The organism is Paraburkholderia sp. WS6 (assembly GCF_030464835.1).
GTDB classification, from domain to species: Bacteria; Pseudomonadota; Gammaproteobacteria; order Burkholderiales; family Burkholderiaceae; genus Paraburkholderia; species Paraburkholderia madseniana.
This window is the reverse complement of record NZ_JALQCK010000015.1, coordinates 16,930-35,037: the sequence shown is the minus strand read 5'-3', so window position 1 is coordinate 35,037 and position 18,108 is coordinate 16,930. Positions and strand designations below refer to the sequence as shown.

13 protein-coding genes and 1 riboswitch are annotated in these 18,108 nt (G+C 62.4%); of the genes, 10 read left to right on the top strand and 3 right to left on the bottom strand.

Annotated elements, in window-relative coordinates; all coding sequences use genetic code 11:
* Positions 1-7: 7 nt before the first annotated feature.
* Together M0D64_RS19105 and M0D64_RS19100 are read right to left on the bottom strand one after the other, a co-directional pair.
* Positions 8-1,426, bottom strand: coding sequence for a coniferyl aldehyde dehydrogenase (locus M0D64_RS19105; protein ID WP_266258874.1), 1,419 nt, complete (start codon positions 1,424-1,426; stop codon positions 8-10).
* A 43-nt stretch (positions 1,427-1,469) separates the two neighbouring features.
* Complete coding sequence (locus M0D64_RS19100; RefSeq protein WP_266258873.1) at positions 1,470-3,167, bottom strand: isovaleryl-CoA dehydrogenase; 1,698 nt, start codon at positions 3,165-3,167, stop codon at positions 1,470-1,472.
* 308 nt (positions 3,168-3,475) lie between these two features.
* Here M0D64_RS19100 and M0D64_RS19095 point away from each other — a divergent pair, with 308 nt between their 5' ends.
* The gene (locus M0D64_RS19095) at positions 3,476-5,125 is read left to right on the top strand and encodes a GMC family oxidoreductase (RefSeq protein WP_266258872.1); all 1,650 of its coding nucleotides are present in this window, start codon (positions 3,476-3,478) and stop codon (positions 5,123-5,125) included.
* Positions 5,126-5,297: 172 nt separating this feature from the next.
* Positions 5,298-7,022, top strand: coding sequence for an OmpA family protein (locus tag M0D64_RS19090; RefSeq protein ID WP_266258871.1), 1,725 nt, complete (start codon positions 5,298-5,300; stop codon positions 7,020-7,022).
* Between the two features lie 144 nt (positions 7,023-7,166).
* Here M0D64_RS19090 and M0D64_RS19085 read toward each other — a convergent pair whose 3' ends face one another.
* Entirely contained in the window at positions 7,167-8,141 is a 975-nt protein-coding gene (locus M0D64_RS19085; protein WP_266258870.1) for a LysR family transcriptional regulator, read from the bottom strand.
* Between the two features lie 224 nt (positions 8,142-8,365).
* Between M0D64_RS19085 and M0D64_RS19080 the strand changes: the two genes are divergently transcribed.
* The 8 genes from M0D64_RS19080 to M0D64_RS19045 all read left to right on the top strand — a co-directional run bounded on the left by M0D64_RS19080 (position 8,366) and on the right by M0D64_RS19045 (position 18,108).
* Positions 8,366-9,163, top strand: a complete 798-nt coding sequence (locus tag M0D64_RS19080) for a glycosyltransferase family A protein (RefSeq protein ID WP_266258868.1) — start codon at positions 8,366-8,368, stop codon at positions 9,161-9,163.
* Positions 9,164-9,317: 154 nt separating this feature from the next.
* A riboswitch (S-adenosyl-L-homocysteine riboswitch) is annotated at positions 9,318-9,452 on the top strand.
* A 33-nt stretch (positions 9,453-9,485) separates the two neighbouring features.
* The gene (ahcY, locus tag M0D64_RS19075) at positions 9,486-10,901 is read left to right on the top strand and encodes an adenosylhomocysteinase (RefSeq protein ID WP_266258867.1); all 1,416 of its coding nucleotides are present in this window, start codon (positions 9,486-9,488) and stop codon (positions 10,899-10,901) included.
* A 152-nt stretch (positions 10,902-11,053) separates the two neighbouring features.
* Positions 11,054-11,407 carry a phage holin family protein gene (locus M0D64_RS19070; RefSeq protein WP_028198543.1) on the top strand — a complete coding sequence of 118 codons (354 nt, stop codon included), beginning with the start codon at positions 11,054-11,056 and terminating at the stop codon, positions 11,405-11,407.
* A gap of 11 nt (positions 11,408-11,418) precedes the next feature.
* A complete protein-coding gene (gene metF / locus M0D64_RS19065; protein ID WP_266258866.1) occupies positions 11,419-12,249 on the top strand; it encodes a methylenetetrahydrofolate reductase [NAD(P)H] in 831 nt (276 codons plus the stop codon).
* Between the two features lie 316 nt (positions 12,250-12,565).
* Complete coding sequence (locus M0D64_RS19060) at positions 12,566-14,209, top strand: ABC transporter substrate-binding protein (RefSeq protein ID WP_266258865.1); 1,644 nt, start codon at positions 12,566-12,568, stop codon at positions 14,207-14,209.
* Positions 14,210-14,411: 202 nt separating this feature from the next.
* Positions 14,412-16,040 (top strand): ABC transporter substrate-binding protein, encoded by a 1,629-nt coding sequence (locus M0D64_RS19055; protein ID WP_266258864.1) that lies wholly within the window; start codon positions 14,412-14,414, stop codon positions 16,038-16,040.
* A 132-nt stretch (positions 16,041-16,172) separates the two neighbouring features.
* The gene (locus M0D64_RS19050) at positions 16,173-17,183 is read left to right on the top strand and encodes an ABC transporter permease subunit (protein ID WP_154559820.1); all 1,011 of its coding nucleotides are present in this window, start codon (positions 16,173-16,175) and stop codon (positions 17,181-17,183) included.
* Between the two features lie 7 nt (positions 17,184-17,190).
* Complete coding sequence (locus M0D64_RS19045) at positions 17,191-18,108, top strand: ABC transporter permease subunit (RefSeq protein WP_154559819.1); 918 nt, start codon at positions 17,191-17,193, stop codon at positions 18,106-18,108.

Genomic DNA, 18,108 nt, shown 5'->3' with positions numbered 1-18,108 from the left:
TGCCTCGTCAAAACTTCATCATCAGCTTCAGCAGCGCATTCACCCGCTTGCCGTACGGCGGCGAGATCCATCCGCGCGCGTTCAGGCGCGCCTGTGTCAGCACCGGCTTCATCTTCGAGAAGGTCACGAAGCCTTCGTAGCCGTGATACGCGCCCATCCCGCTCGCACCGACGCCGCCGAACGGCAGGCTTTCGCATGCCAGATGCATCAGCGTTTCGTTGATCGCCATCCCGCCCGCGATGGTGTCGCGCGTGACACGGTCGATGGTCGCATTGTCGTCGGCATAGAGATACAGCGCGAGCGGGCGGGGACGCGTGTTGATCCACGCGATTGCGTCGTCGAGCGTGTCATAGGGGACGATCGGCAGTAGCGGGCCGAAGATTTCCTCCTGCATCAGCGCGCTTTCGTCCGGCGCATTCGTGACCGCGATCAGCGGGAAGCGGCGGCTTGCCTCGTCGGGTGTGCTGTCGGTGAGCGTGTGCAGTTGCGCGCCGGCGGCCTGCGCTTCGTCGGCGAGACGTTGCAGCCGAGCGAAGTGCCGCTCAGAGATGATCGATGTGTAGTCGAGGTTACGCGCAAAGTCGGGATACATCGTCGCCATCCGCGCGCGTGCCCGTTCGATGAACGCCTGCTCCTTGCCGCGCGGCACCAGCACGTAGTCCGGCGCGACGCAGGTCTGGCCCGCGTTGAGCGTCTTGCCCGCGACGAGGTTATCCACCGCGTTGTCGAAGCGCGCGTGCTGACCGATGATGGCCGGCGACTTGCCGCCCAGTTCGAGCGTGACCGGCGTCAGATGTTCGGCGGCGGCGCGCATCACTTCATGGCCGACCTTGGTCGAGCCGGTGAACAACAGATGGTCGAACGGTTGCGCGCTGAACGCAGCGGCCAATCCAGCATCGCCGTTCACTACGGCGACGTGGTCGCGCGCGAAGGTCTGGCCGATCAACTGCTCGAATAGCGCCGAGGTGCGCGGCGTCAGCTCCGACATCTTGATGATGGCGCGGTTGCCGGCCGTCAGCGCGCTGATCAGTGGGCCGACGGCGAGCAGCACCGGATAATTCCACGGCACGATGATGCCGACCACGCCGAGCGGCTGCGGCACTACTTTCGCGCGCGCCGGCATCAGCCATTTGTTGGTGCTGCGGCGTTGCGCTTTCATCCAGCGTTTGCCGTGTCTGAGCGCGGCGTCGATCTCACCCTTGATCAGCAGGAATTCGGCGAGCAGCACTTCCTGTTTCGCGCGATTGCCGAAGTCGGCGTTCATCGCGTCGGCGAGTGCGTCGCGGTTGTCGAGCATGACTTTGCGCAGCGCTTTCAGATGGCCGGCACGCGCTTCCCATGATGGATACGGCGCGCGCAAATACGCGTGGCGTTGATCGCGCAGCAGCGCTTCGAGCGCGACGACTTCTGGCAAATCGTTCTTCATGTGTGTCCACTCCCTGATGGATAACGTGCGCGTTGAGTCGCGCTTATTGGTGTGTTGTGCTGTTAAATGCCCGCTCGACGATCGCCGCGTGGTCGAACGTGACGGGCAGCGTGCCGTACACCCGGCCGTTCTCGCCGCAGCCGTCGGCAAGACGCGTCGCGATGAAGGCATCGGCGACTTCCGGCGGCGCGTGCTTCACCAGCAAGGTGGCTTGTGCGATCAGCACGATCTGCTGCGCGATCCGTCGTGCGGAGGCTTCGCGATGTTCGGCGGGTCCGTTAAGCGTGGCGGCGAGCTTGCCGAGCGCGGCGCTCAAAGCCGGGTGTCCTTGTGCATCCGCTTGCCAGGCGGCGAACAGGGCCTGCGCGGCTTCGGGCTCGCGCTCCATGGCACGCAGCACGTCGAGGCACATCACGTTGCCCGAGCCTTCCCAGATCGAATTGACGGGCGCTTCACGATAGAAGCGCGCCATCGGACCGGTTTCGACATAACCATTGCCGCCCCACACTTCCATCGCCTCGCCGGTGAATTCCAGCGCGCGCTTGCAGACCCAGTACTTCGCTGCCGGGGTGACGATCCGGCGCCACGCGCGCTCGGCGGGCGCAGCCGACGATGCATCGGCCGACGCTTCGAACGCGCGCGCGAGCCGCATGAACAGCACCGTTGCGGCTTCCGATTCCAGCGCCAGGTCGGCGAGCACATTGCGCATCAGCGGCTGATCGGCCAGTTGCCGGCCGAAGGCGCTGCGGTTTCGGGCATGGTGGATTGCCTGCACCAGCGCCGCACGCATCAGGGCCGCGCTGCCGATCACGCAATCGAGCCGCGTGTAGTTCGCCATTTCGATGATGGTCGGCACGCCGCGGCCTTCGTCGCCGATCATGATGCCGAACGCGTCGAAGAATTCGACTTCGCTGCTCGCGTTCGAGCGGTTGCCGAGCTTGTCTTTCAGACGCTGGATCTGCACGGCGTTCTTGCTGCCGTCCGGTGCGAAACGCGGCACGTAGAAGCACGACAGGCCTTCGTGATCGTCGGTGCGGGCCAGCACCAGATGCGCGTCACATTGCGGCGCGGAGAAAAACCATTTGTGGCCGACAAGGCGATATTCAGCGCCACGGCCGCTTCCGCGCGTGGCATAGGCACGCGTCTGGTTGCTGCGCACGTCCGAGCCGCCTTGTTTTTCGGTCATACCCATGCCGATCATCGCCGAGGTTTTTTGCGTGAGCGGGAGGTCGCGTGGATCGTGTTCGCGGGCGTAGAGCTTGTCGCGCAGCGTCTCGAACAACGCGGGTTCGCGTTGCAGCACCGGGATGCTCGCGAAGGTCATCGTCAGCGGGCAGAGGGAGCCGGATTCGAGTTGCGCATGCAGGAAGTAGCCGGCGCAACGCGCGACCATCGCGCCGCGTTGCGGATCCGAAAACGGCAACGCGTGCAGGCCTTCGCGGCGCAACAGCCCCAGCAGCGTATGCCACGAAGGATGAAACTCGAGCGCGTCGATGCGTTCGCCGCGCGGGCTGTGCGTGATCAATTCGGGCGTATGGCGGTTCGCCAGTTCGGCGAGCGCGAGTGTCTCCGGCGTGGTGAGCGCCGCACCGTGCCGCAGCAGCGCCTCGCGATGCCACGCGGCCCCTTCGCGTTCGAGCGCGGCGGACAACGCCACGTCGCTCGAAAACAGGTTGTAATCCGCTAGCGGAGGCGCCTGATTTGTCACGTCGTGAGTGTGGCCGATGCTGTGCCGTTCCATCTGCTGTCTCCGTTCACCGGATGCGCGCCGTCGCTGATCGACGGTGTGCTGTTTTATCGTGGCGTGTCGTGCCGCACGCTCTGAGGACGGCGCGCGGGGCGCCGTGTTTGAATGCCCTGCGCGGCGGCCTGACGGGCGCACGCGCGTCTTTCATCATAGGGTCGCGGGAGGGCTTTCGTTTAGAGGGATCGCTCTGACACGAACCCGCCGTCGCAACCGAACGCTCCCTACAATGCCGATAAAACGCACGTAGACAAGTGTGTACTAGACAGGGTCCGCGAGCAACGCGGGCCCAATTGGAGGAGCGGATGCAATACGACTACATCATCGTCGGTGCGGGCTCAGGCGGCTGTTCGCTCGCGAGCCGTCTGGCGGATAGCTGCCCGGACGCCACGATTGCCCTGATCGAAGCCGGTCCGCATACGGACCGCAATCTGTTCGTGAACATGCCGGTGGGCGTGGCGGCCGTCGTGCCGCACAAACTCAAGACCAACTACGGCTATCTGACGACGCCCCAGCCGGGGCTCGCCGGACGCCAGGGCTATCAGCCGCGCGGGCGGGGCTTCGGCGGATCGAGCGCGATCAACGCGATGATCTATACGCGCGGCCATCCGCTCGATTACGACGAATGGGCGCAGCTCGGCTGCGAAGGCTGGTCATGGGCCGACGTGCTGCCGTATTTTCGCCGCGCGGAAGGCAACGAACGCGGCGCCGATGCATGGCATGGCGCGGACGGCCCGCTGACGGTGTCCGATCTGCGCTATCGCAATCCGTTTTCGAAGCGTTTCGTGCAGGCCGCGACCGAAGCCGGTTACAAACCGAACAGCGACTTCAACGGCGCGGACCAGGAAGGCATCGGCTTCTATCAGGTGACGCAGCGCGACGGACGGCGCTGCAGTGTCGCGCGCGCTTATATCTACGACCGCGAGCGCCCCAATCTCCATACGATCGCCGATGCGACGGTGCTGCGCGTGACCTTCGACGGCAAGCGCGCGAGCGGCGTCGAGATCGTGCGCGGCGGCCGTACCGAAACGCTGGAAGCGCGTGCCGAAGTGGTGCTGGCAGCGGGCGCGTTCAATTCGCCGCAACTGCTGATGTGCTCGGGCATCGGGCCGGCCGCGCATCTTCAGTCGCTCGGCATCGCCGTGCTGCACGATGCCCCCGAGGTCGGCCAGAACCTGATCGACCACGTCGACTTCACGATCAACAAACGGGTGTCGTCGATTGAGCCGACCGGCTTTTCGATTCGCGGCATTGCGCGGATGCTGCCGCAGTTCGTGACCTTCATGCGGCATGGGAAGGGCATGCTGTCGAGCAATGTCGCCGAAGCGGGCGGTTTTCTGAGGAGCCGGCCGACGCTCGATCGCCCGGACCTGCAACTGCATTTCTGCGCGGCGATTGTCGACGACCACAACCGCCATATGCACTGGGGCCACGGTTATTCGCTGCACGTGTGCGTGCTGCGGCCGCATAGCCGCGGCACGGTGACGCTTGCGAGCGCCGACGCGCGTATCGCGCCGGTGATCGATCCGCGTTTTTTCAGCGACTCGCGCGATCTCGACCTGCTGGTGGAAGGCGCGCAGATGGCGCGGCGCATTCTCGACGCGCCGTCGCTGGCGCTGCATGGCGGCAAGGAGCTGTACACCCATGCCGGCCAGACCGAGGAGGAATTGCGCCGGACCATCGCCGAGCATGCCGACACGATCTATCACCCGGTGGCAACCTGCCGGATGGGCGGCGATGCGCAATCGGTGGTCGATCCGCAGTTGCGGGTGCGCGGCGTGACGGGGTTGCGGATCGTCGATGCGTCCGTGATGCCGACGCTGATCGGCGGCAACACGAATTCGCCGACGGTGATGATCGGCGAGCGCGCGGCCGAACTGATCGCGGCGACCCGGTTCGAGGGGCAAACGATGCCCTCGATGGCGTCGACGGGAGTCGCCGGCGTGGCGGCTTGAGAGAGCAGTAATATTCTTAATCTTGGTCGAAAATATAAGAATATTCAGGCGAACGTCGGTTAATTCGTCATAAATTGTGCCGCTTCGTTTATGAGATTTCCCCAAACCTATAATCGCGCCGCGAAAAAGAGCGCGTCAGGTGACGCGTTCGGGAAATCAAGGAAGCGAAGCGATGAGTATCAATGTGATTCAGCTGATTCAGTCCGCGTTGACGGACGGCGTCGTGCGACAGATGGCGGCCCGCTTCGGGCTGCCGCCGGACGCGACCCAGAAGGTGCTTGCAACAACCGGGCCGGCGCTGGTCGCCGGTCTGATGCAGAAGGGCGCAACGCTCGACGGCGCGCGTTCGCTGTTCGCAACGATCCTCTCGCCTGAGGTGAACGGCCACATCGCCGAGCAGTTGCCGCAACTGCTCGGCAGCACCACCGGCGTGAGCCAGTTGGAAGGTGTGGGGCGGCAGTTGCTCGAGCGCGCATTCGATCGCCGCGTCGATACGCTCAGCGACGAGGTCGCCACTCAAACCGGCGTCCCGGCGCATGCGACGCACGCCATGACGGGTATCGTCGGCGCAACGCTGCTGGGCCTGCTGAAGCGGCATTTTCTCGAAGGTCAGGGTAACGTCGGCCAGTTGCCGACGCTGCTGGGCCATCAGTTGCCGGCCATTGCGCCGTATCTGAACGACCGTCTGATGGCCGGGCTTGGCCTGACTGGACTCGGCGCGTTCACCGGCAATATTCTGTCGCAGCTTAAGGCGGTCTCGGCGCACATCGACCATCCGACGCCTGCCGCCAAGCCAGTGGCCGAAGCCATGTCGAGCATCCGCGTGCCAACCGACGCGGTGGTGCGCGAAGAGCGCCGTTCGCGCAAGTGGCTGTGGTGGTTGCTCGCGGCGATTGCTGCGGTGCTGGCTTTCCTGTTCCTGCGTGGTTGCCATAGCGAGCAACGACGCGAACAAAGCAGCGAGCGCAGTAGCGCCGGAGCCGCGGCAACTGTGCAGCCGGCGTCCGCATCGGCTGAGGCCTCGGCCGCCGCGGCTGCAACGCCTGCCGCTGTAGCTGCAAGCGCCACCAGCGAAGCGCAGCAACCTGCCGCCGCGCCCGCGCCGACCAAAGACAGTCAGCTCAGCTTCACGGTCGACGCCGCCGGCAAACCGACGCTTACGGCCACGGTTGGCAGCGAAGCCGAAAAGACCCATCTGATCGACGCGCTGACAAAGCATTTCGGCGCTGACCGTTTCGTCGCGAACGTCACGGTCGATCAGGACACCAGGCAGGCCGACTGGCTCGTTCATCTGGACGGCCTGCTGCCGCTGATGGCATTGCCGGGCGCCGAGGTGAAAGTGGATGGCGCGCACGTCGAACTGAGCGGCAGCGCGGCAAACGCGAAGCTCGGCTGGCTCGATAAACTCAAATCGCTGTTCGGCGCCTCGTATCAGATCGGTTCGTTCAACGTCGAACAGGCGCTCGCCAACGCAACCGAAAACTTCCGCAGCGCGATCAAGGGCCTCCTCACGCCGGACAGCTCGTGCGTAACAGCGGACGTGGTCAAGGTGTTGAACCTGCAGGTGATCAACTTCGCAAGCGCCGGTGCTCGCGTGCCGGCCTCGGCGCTGGAAGATCTGAACCAGTCGGCGCAAGTGTTGAATGCCTGCGCGCGTAACGGCAAGACGGCCAAGCTCGAAGTGGCCGGCTATTCGGACAATGTCGGCGGTGCGCAAGCCAATCTGCAACTGTCGAAGAAGCGCGCCGAAGCGGTTCGCGCGTATCTCGTGAAGACGGGTGTGCCGGCGGATTCGCTGGTCGCGCAAGGTTATGGCGATGCGCGTCCGGTCGCGAGCAACGACACGGCAAGCGGCCGTTTCGCCAACCGCCGCATCGAGTTTGTCGCGCAGCAGTAATGACGGCGCTGACTGAGCCTTGAAGATAAGTCTCTGAGATGCGCCCGTCGCGATAGGCTTCCGAGGCGGTGCTTGGAGATAAGCCTTCGAGGTCAGCCGTGTCTTGAAGACATGCCGCCCGGTTCGCGCCGGGGGGGCATGTTGTCATTCGGCTGGCCGCGTATGCGGCGGTGTCTTAGCGGGCGCCGTGATGCCGGTCATACCGATGCCCGGCCCCACCATGAAATCGTCGCCGGCCTGGCCTGGCAGCGTCTCGCGCGCTACCTCCAGCCATGCGCGCGCCGCGTGTGACAGATAGCCGTTGCGGCGCCAGCCAATCGCCACTTCCCATGGAATCTCCGGTTTCACTACGGGGCGGCAGGTGAACTGCGCCGCGTCGAGCCGTCGGCAATACGGCGCAGGCAACAGCGCGATACCGACCCCGGCCAGCACTAACGCCGCCATGAAATCCCAGTGCCCGCTGCGCCCGACGATGGTCGGCGCAAAGCCGGCGGTCCGGCACGCGTTCAGCACGACGTCGTTGAGCGCGAGGCTCTCGCCATAGAACACGAACTGCTCGTTGGCGAGCTCGGCGAGCGGCACTTCGTGCAGATCGTCCCAGCGCGAGCCGGTGCGCGCGACCAGCCACAGCAATTGCCGGGTCATCGGCAACACCTCGATGTTCTCCGGGTCGACCGGTTGTAACACGCCGCCTAACTCCAGTTCGCCGTGGATCAGCGCGGTCTCGATCGCGCGTGAACCCTGCTCGAACAGCTTCAGCTCAATTTTCGGATAGCGCTGGCGGAAGGCGGCGATGGCGGGTGTGAACAGCGAGCCGCCCATTGGCGGAATGCCGATGGTCAACTCGCCGCGGCCGAGCGTATCGAGGTCATTCAACTCGGCCTGCAACTGCGCGTGCGCGGCGAGAACGTCCTGACCGCGCTGATAGACGATCCGGCCGGCGTCGGTCAGCACCATTTGGCGCCCATCGCGTAGCAGCAACGGCGAGCCGATTTCGTCCTCCAGCGACTTGACCATCTTGCTGATGGTCGGCTGCGTGACGAACATCTGCTCGGCGGCGACGGTGAAGCTCTGTTGACGGACCACTTCGACGAAATACCGCAGCGCTCGTAGTTCCACGATCTCAGGCTCCAGAATTCCAATTTGGAATGATCCGAGCGATTGTAAGTCATCGTATTTATGTTGCGGGGTAAGCTGATGGCGACGCTTCGTGTCGGCGCCGTTTGCGCGCAGTGCGTTGGCCGGTGCGGTCGCGCACGTCGCTTTTCCAGGATGGACCTGACGGGAAGCGGGCTACCATCGACGGTTCTCTATCGTTCGGCCCGCAGCGCCTGTTTCAATCCATGAAGCCCATCTCGATCATCATTCCCTGCTACAACGGCGCGGCGACGCTCGCCCGTGCGCTCAAAAGTTGCCTGATTCAGCCGGAAGCCGCGCAGATTGTCGTGGTGGACGACGGCTCGACTGATGGATCTTCCGACCTGGTCGCACACTACGGACGTCTCGACCCACGCGTGTGCTTGCTGCAGATGCCGTACAACGGCGGCCCGGCTCGGGCGCGCAACTGGGGCGCGATGCATGCAGCTTACGGTCTGCTCGCCTTCCTCGACGCCGACGACGAATACCTGCCCGGCGCGCTAGCCGCCGCGAGCGCGTTTCTCACGCAGAACCCGAATGAAGTGTCCGTGCGGCTCGACGTCGACTACACGGATTTTCCGGTCGAGCTCACCAACCATCCCGACTTCGGCAAGCACGCCGCAACGCTCAGCAACACGGTGCCGAGCAGCCTGATCATCCGCCGCGCAGCGTATGCCGCGCTCGGCGGCTTTCCGATGGACAACGCGTTTCGTCGCATCGGTGGCGAAGATGGCGCGTTTTCGTGGGCCTTGCGTGACATTTTCGGCAACCGGCGCCTGGATGACGCGAAACGCGTGCGCATGCACTATCACGCGGGCATTCACGCCGAACGCTATTTCCGCATCGTTCTTGGTTTGCAGACACCGGATCCTGCCGACGTGGCCGACGCGTTCCGCTTTTCGAGGCAGTTTCTCGAATCCGCGCGCGCGGGCATCGAGCAGTTGCGCACGGCAAGCGTCGCTGCCGGGGCGGCCGCCTCGGCTCCCCCGAATCACGCTGCGTAGATTCCAAACACCGACGTGGCTCGAGCGCAGGGCCGAGGCGCGCTGCGCCCGGCCAGCACCGCCTGCCGCCAAACACCCTGGAGTCACAAAAAGCTCCAACTCCGCCAGTCCAGCCTCACCCCGAAGCCATCTCGATTTGCTACAATCGCCGTTCGTCTTCGAGGAGCGTTGCGACGGGTACCGCGAATCAGCATATTCGCCGGCCGCCCGCCAGGCTCGGAGGCTTCAATCGGAGGGCCAGGATGCGCATTGCGCTCCCATCCACCGCATCGAACCGCGCTCACGTCAAATTTCTAGTCAATTCTTTAGAAAGGAGGGCGTGATGAACGCCGCAGTTCTCGATTCAAAGCAAGATTTTCTCGTCGCCGATATGTCGCTTGCAGCCTGGGGCCGCAAGGAACTGAATATCGCTGAAACCGAAATGCCCGGCCTCATGCAGACGCGCGAGGAATACAAGAGCTCGCAGCCGCTGAAGGGTGCGCGCGTCGCGGGTTCGCTGCACATGACGATTCAAACCGGCGTGCTGATCGAAACCTTGACGGCACTCGGCGCGGACGTGCGCTGGGCATCGTGCAATATCTTCTCGACGCAGGATCATGCAGCCGCCGCGATTGCGCAAGGCGGCGTGCCGGTGTTCGCATTCAAGGGCGAATCGCTCGACGAATACTGGGAATTCTCGCACCGCATTTTCGAATGGCCGAATGGCGAATTCGCCAACATGATCCTCGACGACGGCGGCGACGCCACGTTGCTGCTGATCCTCGGCTCGAAGGCTGAGAAAGACCGTTCGGTGATCTCGAAGCCGGAAAACGAAGAAGAAGTCGCGCTGTACAAGTCGATCGCCAAGCATCTCGACGCCGATCCGGTGTGGTACTCCACGCGTCTCGCGCACATCCAGGGCGTGACCGAAGAAACTACGACCGGCGTGCATCGTCTGTATCAGATGGAAAAGGAAGGGCGCCTGCCGTTCCCGGCCATCAACGTGAACGATTCGGTCACGAAGTCGAAATTCGACAACCTGTATGGCTGCCGCGAGTCGCTGGTCGACGGTATCAAGCGCGCAACCGACGTGATGATCGCGGGCAAGATCGCGGTCGTGGCCGGTTATGGCGACGTGGGCAAGGGCTGCGCGCAATCGCTGCGCGGTCTGGGCGCGACGGTGTGGGTCACGGAAATCGATCCGATCTGCGCGTTGCAGGCAGCGATGGAAGGTTATCGCGTCGTGACGATGGAATATGCGGCGGACAAGGCCGACATCTTCGTGACGGCAACCGGCAACTTCCACGTGATCGGCCACGATCATATGGCTGCCATGCGCAACAACGCGATTGTCTGCAACATCGGTCACTTCGATTCGGAAATCGACGTTGCATCGACGCGCAAGTACACGTGGGAAAACATCAAGCCGCAAGTCGACCACATCATTTTCCCGGACGGCAAGCGCGTGATCCTGCTGGCTGAAGGGCGCCTGGTGAATCTGGGTTGCGCAACGGGTCATCCGTCGTTCGTGATGTCGGCGTCGTTTACGAACCAGACGATCGCGCAGATCGAGTTGTTCGTGCACGGCGACAAGTACGAAAACAAGGTCTACGTGTTGCCGAAGCACCTTGATGAAAAGGTCGCGCGTCTGCATCTGGGGCGTATCGGTGCGGAACTGACGGTGCTGTCGGACTATCAGGCGAGCTATATCAGCGTCGACAAGAACGGTCCGTTCAAGCCGAACCACTACCGCTACTAAGCATCCGCTTCCAAGCATCATTAAGCACGCGGGCGGTTTCAAAGCATGACAGTTTGACGACAAGGCGGCGCGCAAGGCGCCGCTTTGTTCACCATGCCCGCCTCGTCCCGCGCTTTTTCCCGTGATCGGACACCCTGCCAAAGGAGCTCTACATGACCGTGCTGCTGACCTGGCTGATCAACGCGCTTGCGCTCCTGATCATCACCTACCTCGTACCGTCGATTCATATCCGGAGTTTCGGCACCGCCCTGATCGTCGCGGTGGTGCTCGGATTGATCAATACGATCCTGCGTCCGGTGCTGATCCTGTTGACGCTGCCCGTCACGATCGTCACGCTCGGACTCTTCATTCTGGTGGTCAATGCGCTGTGCTTCTGGCTGTGCGCGTCGCTGCTGAAGGGATTTGAAGTGTCGGGTTTCTGGTCGGCGTTCTTCGGCTCGATTCTGTACAGCATCGTTTCGTGGCTGCTGTCCGCGCTTATTTTCGGCAACCGCAGTATCGGTTGATCTACTGAATCATGAACCCGATCGAACTTTCATTCGAATTCTTCCCGCCGAAAACGCAGGAAGGCGTCGACAAGCTGCGCGCCACCCGCGCGCAACTCGCCGCGCTCAAGCCCAAGTTCGTGTCCGTCACGTTCGGCGCCGGCGGCTCGACGCAACAGGGCACGCTCGACACCGTCGTCGAAATGGCGAAGGAGGGGCTCGAAGCGGCGCCCCACGTATCGTGCATCGGCTCCTCGAAAGAGAGCCTGCGCGCGATCCTCAACGAGTACCGCGCGCATGGCATCCGCCATATCGTCGCGCTGCGCGGCGATCTGCCGTCCGGCATGGGCGCAGTGGGTGAGCTGCGTTACGCGTCGGAACTGGTGAGCTTTATCCGCGCCGAATTCGGCGACTGGTTCTGGATCGAGGTGGCCGGCTATCCGGAGTACCACCCGCAGTCGCGCTCGCCGCGTCACGATCTGGAAAACTTCGCCCACAAGGTGAAGGCCGGCGCCAATTCGGCGATCACGCAGTACTTCTTCAACGCCGACGCGTACTTCCGTTTCGTCGACGACGCGAGGAAGCTCGGCGTGGACGTGCCTATCGTGCCGGGCATCATGCCGATCACGAACTTCTCGCAACTGATGCGTTTCTCGGAGATGTGCGGTGCGGAAGTGCCGCGTTGGATCGCGCGCCGTCTGGAAAGCTTCGGCGACGACCGCGAGTCGATTCGCGCGTTCGGGCTGGACGTGGTGACGGACCTGTGCGGGCGTCTCATCGACGCGAAGGTGCCGGGCCTGCACTTCTACACGCTCAATGGCGCCGCGGCGACCAAGGCGATCTGCGAACGGCTGGGCGCTTAACGCTTCGGATCCGTCGTACATGGCCGCGCGGCTTACTTGCCGCGCGGTTTTTTTATGGTTGAAATCTGACGCTGACGCTGCCGCGCCTCGCGTCTGAAATGTGCCCGCGCATTCTGTGCCTTACGTTGCACCGGCGTGCAATGCAGGGCCAACGGCGCGGGCAATCCGAACTCCGCGTCAGGCATCGCATACTGCTGCGATGCAACAAACATGCCCATTTGGGCATTTCTTGCGAAGCGTAAGCCCTCATTGAACCCGATTTTTGAGCTGTCTATGATCAAAGCGCAGCTGACGTGGCTGCAGTGCGGAGAACATGATGACAGTATCCCGATTGCTGTTTGCAGTTCGCCATACCTGCCTTCCAGCCTTGAGCATGTGCGCGGTCCTGGCTGCCGGCCTTTCGCCCGTCGCTGTTCAGGCGGCCGCCTTGCCCGACAAAACCCTTGTGTTTTGCTCCGAAGGCAGTCCGGCGGGTTTCGACACCGCCCAGTTCACCACCAGCGTGGAATTCACCGCCGGCTCGTACACGGTCTATAACCGGCTGATCGAGTTCGCGCACGGCAGTACCGATATCGAGCCTGGCCTTGCCGAGAAATGGGACGTGTCGCAGGACGGCCTGACCTACACTTTCCATCTGCGGCACGGCGTGAAGTTCCAGACCACCTCGTTCTTCAAGCCCACTCGCGAATTCAACGCTGACGACGTCGTCTTTACTTATCAGCGGATGCTCGATCCGGAACAGCCGTTCCGCAAAGCCTACGCAGTGCCGTTTCCGTATTTCACCGACCTTGGCCTCGCGAAGAACATCACCAAGGTCGAGAAGCTCGATCCGTATACGGTGCGTTTCACGCTGAAGGAAGTCGATGCGCCGTTTTTGCAGCAGATCGCAATGCCGTTTGCGTCGATTTTGTCGGCTGAATACGCCGATCAGTTACTGAAAGCAGGTAAAGCGTCCGATATCAATCTATATCCGGTCGGTACCGGTCCATTCATTTTCCGCAGCTATACGAAGGACGATTCAATTCGGTTTGACGGCAATCCCGATTACTGGAAACCGGGCGTCGTCAAAGTCAGCAAGCTGATATTCGCGATTACCGTCGACCCGGCCGTGCGGCTGCAAAAATTGAAGCGCGGCGAGTGCCAGGTGATGTCGTATCCGCGTCCCGGCGATATTCCAGCGGTTAAAGCCGATGCATCGCTCGCCATTCCGAGTCAGGTCGGTTTCAATCTCGGCTATATCGCGTACAACAACACCAAGAAGCCGCTCGACAATCTGATGGTGCGCCGTGCGCTCGATATGTCGATCAACAAGAAAGCGATTATCGAATCGGTGTATCAGGGCGCCGGCCAGGCGGCGACCAATCCGATGCCGCCGACGCAATGGGGCTACGACAAGAATCTGAAGGACGCCCCGTACGACGTCGACAAAGCGAAAGCGCTGCTCAAGGAGGCGGGCTACCCCGACGGCTTCGATCTGACGCTGTGGGCAATGCCGGTTCAGCGGCCTTACAACCCGAACGCGCGTCTGATGGCGGAAATGCTGCAGGCGGATTGGGCGAAGATCGGCGTCAAGGTGAAGATCGCTACTTACGAATGGGGTGAATATATTCGCCGCGGTCATTCGGGCGAGCATGAGGCAATGCTGATCGGCTGGACCGGCGACTATGGCGACCCGGATAACTGGTTGGGCGTATTGCTCGGCTGCGACGCGGTGAACGGCAGTAATTTTTCCAAATGGTGCTACAAGCCTTACGACGATCTGATCCGGAAGGGTCGCAGCACGACCGATCTTGCCGAGCGCACCAAGGCTTATACGGAAGCCCAGGAAATCTTCAAAGACCAGGTGCCGTTCACGCCAATCGCCCATTCCACGGTGTATCAGCCCATCAGCAAGAACGTCACGGGCTTCAAGATCGACCCGTTCGGCCCGACGCAATTCATGAACGTCGGCCTGAAATAAGAGCAGGCGGGCGGTTTTCCGGCCGAGCCCGCCTCGCCTCGCAACAGCCGTACGCTCCAGCCAGCGCCGGCGTACGGCCGCCCACATGCCCTAACTGTTTCCGATCGTCAACAGGGGTATTTTCCTCCGCTTGTTGCTGTGAGCCAAGCTCAAGTAAGATCGCGCTACGCCGGCGGGAGCCGGCCCCGAACCTGGAGGAAACATGAAGCAAAACAACCTGTTGCGCGCCGCGCGTGTTACGACGCTCGTCGCTGCTGCAGCGGCATCGATGCTGGGCGCTACGAGCGCGCATGCCGAGATTCCGAACAAAACACTCGTTTACTGCTCAGAAGGCAGCCCTGCGGGTTTCGATCCGGCCCAGTACACCACGGGTGTCGACTTCACGGCCAACACGTTCACCGTTTATAACCGCCTCGTCGAGTTCGAACGCGGCGGCACGAAAGTCGAGCCTGGCCTGGCAGAAAAGTGGGATGTCTCGGCGGACGGCAAGACCTACACGTTCCATCTGCGCCACGGCGTGAAGTTCCAGACCACCTCGTTCTTCAAGCCGACGCGCGAATTCAACGCGGACGACGTCGTGTTCACGTTCCAGCGCATGCTGGACACGAACCAGCCGTTCCGTAAGGCGTACCCGGTCCAGTTCCCGTACTTCACGGACATGGGCCTCGACAAGCTGATCGCCAGCGTCGAAAAGGTCGACCCGTACACGGTCAAGTTCACGCTGAAGGAAGTCAACGCGCCGTTCATCCAGAATCTGGCAATGGAATACGCGTCGATCCTCTCGGGTGAATACGCCGACCAGCTGCTGAAGGCCGGCAAGGCTGCCGACATCAACCAGAACCCGGTCGGCACGGGCCCGTTCATTTTCCGCAGCTATACGAAGGATGCGACGATCCGTTTCGACGGCAATCCGGACTACTGGAAGCCGAACGAGGTGAAGATCTCGAAGCTGATCTTCTCGATCACGCCGGACGCCGGCGTTCGCGTGCAGAAGATCAAGCGCGACGAATGCCAGGTGATGAGCTATCCGCGTCCGGCCGACATCGCGCCGCTGAAGGCTGAAGCGAACATCGCGATGCCGTCGCAACCGGGCTTCAACCTGGGCTACCTCGCATACAACGTGTCGCACAAGCCGGTCGACAAGCTCGAAGTGCGTCAGGCGCTCGACATGGCGATCAACAAGAAGGCGATCATCGAGTCGGTGTATCAAGGCGCAGGCCAGGCCGCGACGAACCCGATGCCGCCGACCCAATGGTCGTACGACAAGAACCTGAAGAGCGCCGCGTACGATACGGACAAGGCCAAGGCACTGCTGGCGAAGGCCGGTTATCCGAACGGCTTCGACATCACGCTGTGGGCGATGCCGGTCCAACGCGCGTACAACCCGAACGCCCGTCTGATGGCGGAAATGATCCAGGCCGACTGGGCCAAGATCGGCGTGAAGGCGAAGATCGTCACGTATGAATGGGGCGAGTACATCAAACGCGCGCACGCAGGTGAAGACGACACGATGCTGATCGGCTGGACCGGCGACAACGGCGATCCGGACAACTGGCTCGGCACGCTGCTCGGCTGCGAAGCGGTGAACGGCAACAACTTCTCGAAGTGGTGCTACAAGCCGTTCGAGGATCTGGTCCAGAAGGGTCGCGAGTCGTCCGATCAGGGCGCGCGCACGACGGCGTACACGCAGGCGCAGCAGATTTTCGCGCAGCAACTGCCGTTCTCGCCGATCGCTCACTCGACCGTGTACCAGCCTGTCAGCAAGAAGGTGGTCGACATGCGTATCGAGCCGCTCGGTTATGCGCGCTTCGACGGCGTCAGCGTCAAGTAACAGTTATACAGTCAAGCTTACGCAGTAGCTTTTCGCACGGTTAGAAAACTGGTCGAAATGGTCCGGCGGCCGGGGTCACAAGCCCTCGTCGCCGGTTGCGTTTTTTCTTCATCAAGACCATAGGGACGAACCATGTTCCGCTTTGTTTTGCGCCGCATCGGCATGGTGATACCGACGTTCATCGGCATCACGATCCTCGCGTTTGCGCTGATTCACCTGATACCGGGCGACCCCATCGAAGTGATGATGGGCGAGCGCGGCGTCGATCCCGCCATGCATGCCGCCGCGATGCATCGCCTCGGGCTCGACGAGTCCTTGCCGATTCAATACGTTCACTACATCGGTCGCGCCATGCACGGCGACCTCGGCACCTCGATCATCACCAATACCAGCGTGATGGGCGAATTCCTCGCACGTTTTCCCGCTACCGTCGAACTGTCGATCTGCGCGATGCTGTTCGCATTGATCGTCGGCTTGCCCTCGGGCGTGTTCGCGGCGCTCAGGCGCGGCACGGTGGTCGATCACGGCGTGATGGGCACGGCGCTCACCGGCTACTCGATGCCGATCTTCTGGTGGGGTTTGATCCTCATCATGTTTTTTTCCGTCGACCTTGGCTGGACACCGGTGTCGGGCCGCATTGCGGTCGAATACGACATTCCGCACGTGACCGGCTTCATGCTGATCGACGCGTTGATGTCCACCGACGAAGGCGCGTTCAAATCCGCGGTCAGTCATCTGATTTTGCCGGCCATTGTGCTCGGCACGATTCCGCTGGCGGTCGTCGCGCGCATGACGCGTTCGTCGATGCTCGAAGTGCTGCGCGAAGACTACATTCGCACTGCGCGTGCGAAGGGTTTGTCGCCTGGCCGCGTGATTGTCGTGCATGCATTGCGTAATGCGCTGATTCCGGTCGTGACCGTGATCGGCCTGCAGGTCGGCACCTTGCTCGCAGGCGCCGTGCTGACGGAGACACTGTTTTCGTGGCCGGGTATCGGCAAGTGGCTGATCGACGCGATCGGCCGGCGCGACTATCCGGTGGTGCAGGGCGGTATCCTGATGATCGCTACGCTGGTGATCGTTGTGAACCTCGTCGTCGATCTGTTGTACGGCGTGCTGAATCCGCGCATTCGCCATACGAGGTAACCTGACCATGGCAGACATTCAAAATACAGTCCCCACAGCGGTGACGCCGCCCAGCGGCCGCGCCATCGCCGCCCGCGAATTCTGGGCGAATTTCTCGCGTAACCGTGGTGCGGTCGCCGCCGGCGTCATCGTGCTGGTGTTGATCTTCATCGCAATCTTCGCACCCTTGATCGCGCCGCATAGCCCGATCGAGCAGTATCGCGACTCCGTGAAAATCCCGCCCGCCTGGCTTGACGGCGGTAACTGGAAGTTCGTTCTCGGCACCGACGAAGCAGGCCGCGACATCCTCTCGCGTCTGATGTACGGCGCACGGCTGTCGTTCTGGATCGGCTTTGTCTCGGTGGTGCTCGCGCTGATTCCGGGCATCGTGCTCGGCTTGATCGCGGCGTTCTTCGAGAAATGGGCCGATACGCCGATCATGCGCATCATGGACGTGCTGCTCGCATTGCCCTCGCTGCTGCTGGCAGTCGCGGTGGTCGCGATCATCGGTCCGGGTCTCGTCAACACGATGCTGGCGATTGCGATCGTCGCGCTGCCGGGCTATGTGCGTCTGACGCGTGCGTCGGCACAAGGCGAATTGCAGAAGGAATATGTGACGGCTTCGCGGGTTGCAGGCGCGGGCACGCTGCGTTTGATGTTCTCGCAAGTGCTGCCGAACTGCACCGCACCGTTGATCGTGCAGGCTACGCTGGGCTTTTCGTCGGCGATTCTCGATGCCGCCGCGCTCGGCTTCCTCGGTCTCGGCGTGCAACCGCCGTCGGCGGAGTGGGGCGCGATGCTGGCCTCGGCGCGTGACTATATCGACAGCGCCTGGTGGATCGTCACGATGCCGGGTCTTTCCATCCTGATCTCGGTGCTCGCGATCAATCTGCTCGGCGACGGGCTGCGCGACGCACTCGATCCCAAACTGAAACGGATGGCTTGA

Coding starts and splice junctions, on each gene's coding strand:
- M0D64_RS19105 (WP_266258874.1), bottom strand. CDS start 1,426: ATGAAGAACGATTTGCCAGAAGTCGTCGCGCTCGAAGCGCTGCTGCGC.
- M0D64_RS19100 (WP_266258873.1), bottom strand. CDS start 3,167: ATGGAACGGCACAGCATCGGCCACACTCACGACGTGACAAATCAGGCG.
- M0D64_RS19095 (WP_266258872.1), top strand. CDS start 3,476: ATGCAATACGACTACATCATCGTCGGTGCGGGCTCAGGCGGCTGTTCG.
- M0D64_RS19090 (WP_266258871.1), top strand. CDS start 5,298: ATGAGTATCAATGTGATTCAGCTGATTCAGTCCGCGTTGACGGACGGC.
- M0D64_RS19080 (WP_266258868.1), top strand. CDS start 8,366: ATGAAGCCCATCTCGATCATCATTCCCTGCTACAACGGCGCGGCGACG.
- ahcY (WP_266258867.1), top strand. CDS start 9,486: ATGAACGCCGCAGTTCTCGATTCAAAGCAAGATTTTCTCGTCGCCGAT.
- M0D64_RS19070 (WP_028198543.1), top strand. CDS start 11,054: ATGACCGTGCTGCTGACCTGGCTGATCAACGCGCTTGCGCTCCTGATC.
- metF (WP_266258866.1), top strand. CDS start 11,419: ATGAACCCGATCGAACTTTCATTCGAATTCTTCCCGCCGAAAACGCAG.
- M0D64_RS19060 (WP_266258865.1), top strand. CDS start 12,566: ATGACAGTATCCCGATTGCTGTTTGCAGTTCGCCATACCTGCCTTCCA.
- M0D64_RS19055 (WP_266258864.1), top strand. CDS start 14,412: ATGAAGCAAAACAACCTGTTGCGCGCCGCGCGTGTTACGACGCTCGTC.
- M0D64_RS19050 (WP_154559820.1), top strand. CDS start 16,173: ATGTTCCGCTTTGTTTTGCGCCGCATCGGCATGGTGATACCGACGTTC.
- M0D64_RS19045 (WP_154559819.1), top strand. CDS start 17,191: ATGGCAGACATTCAAAATACAGTCCCCACAGCGGTGACGCCGCCCAGC.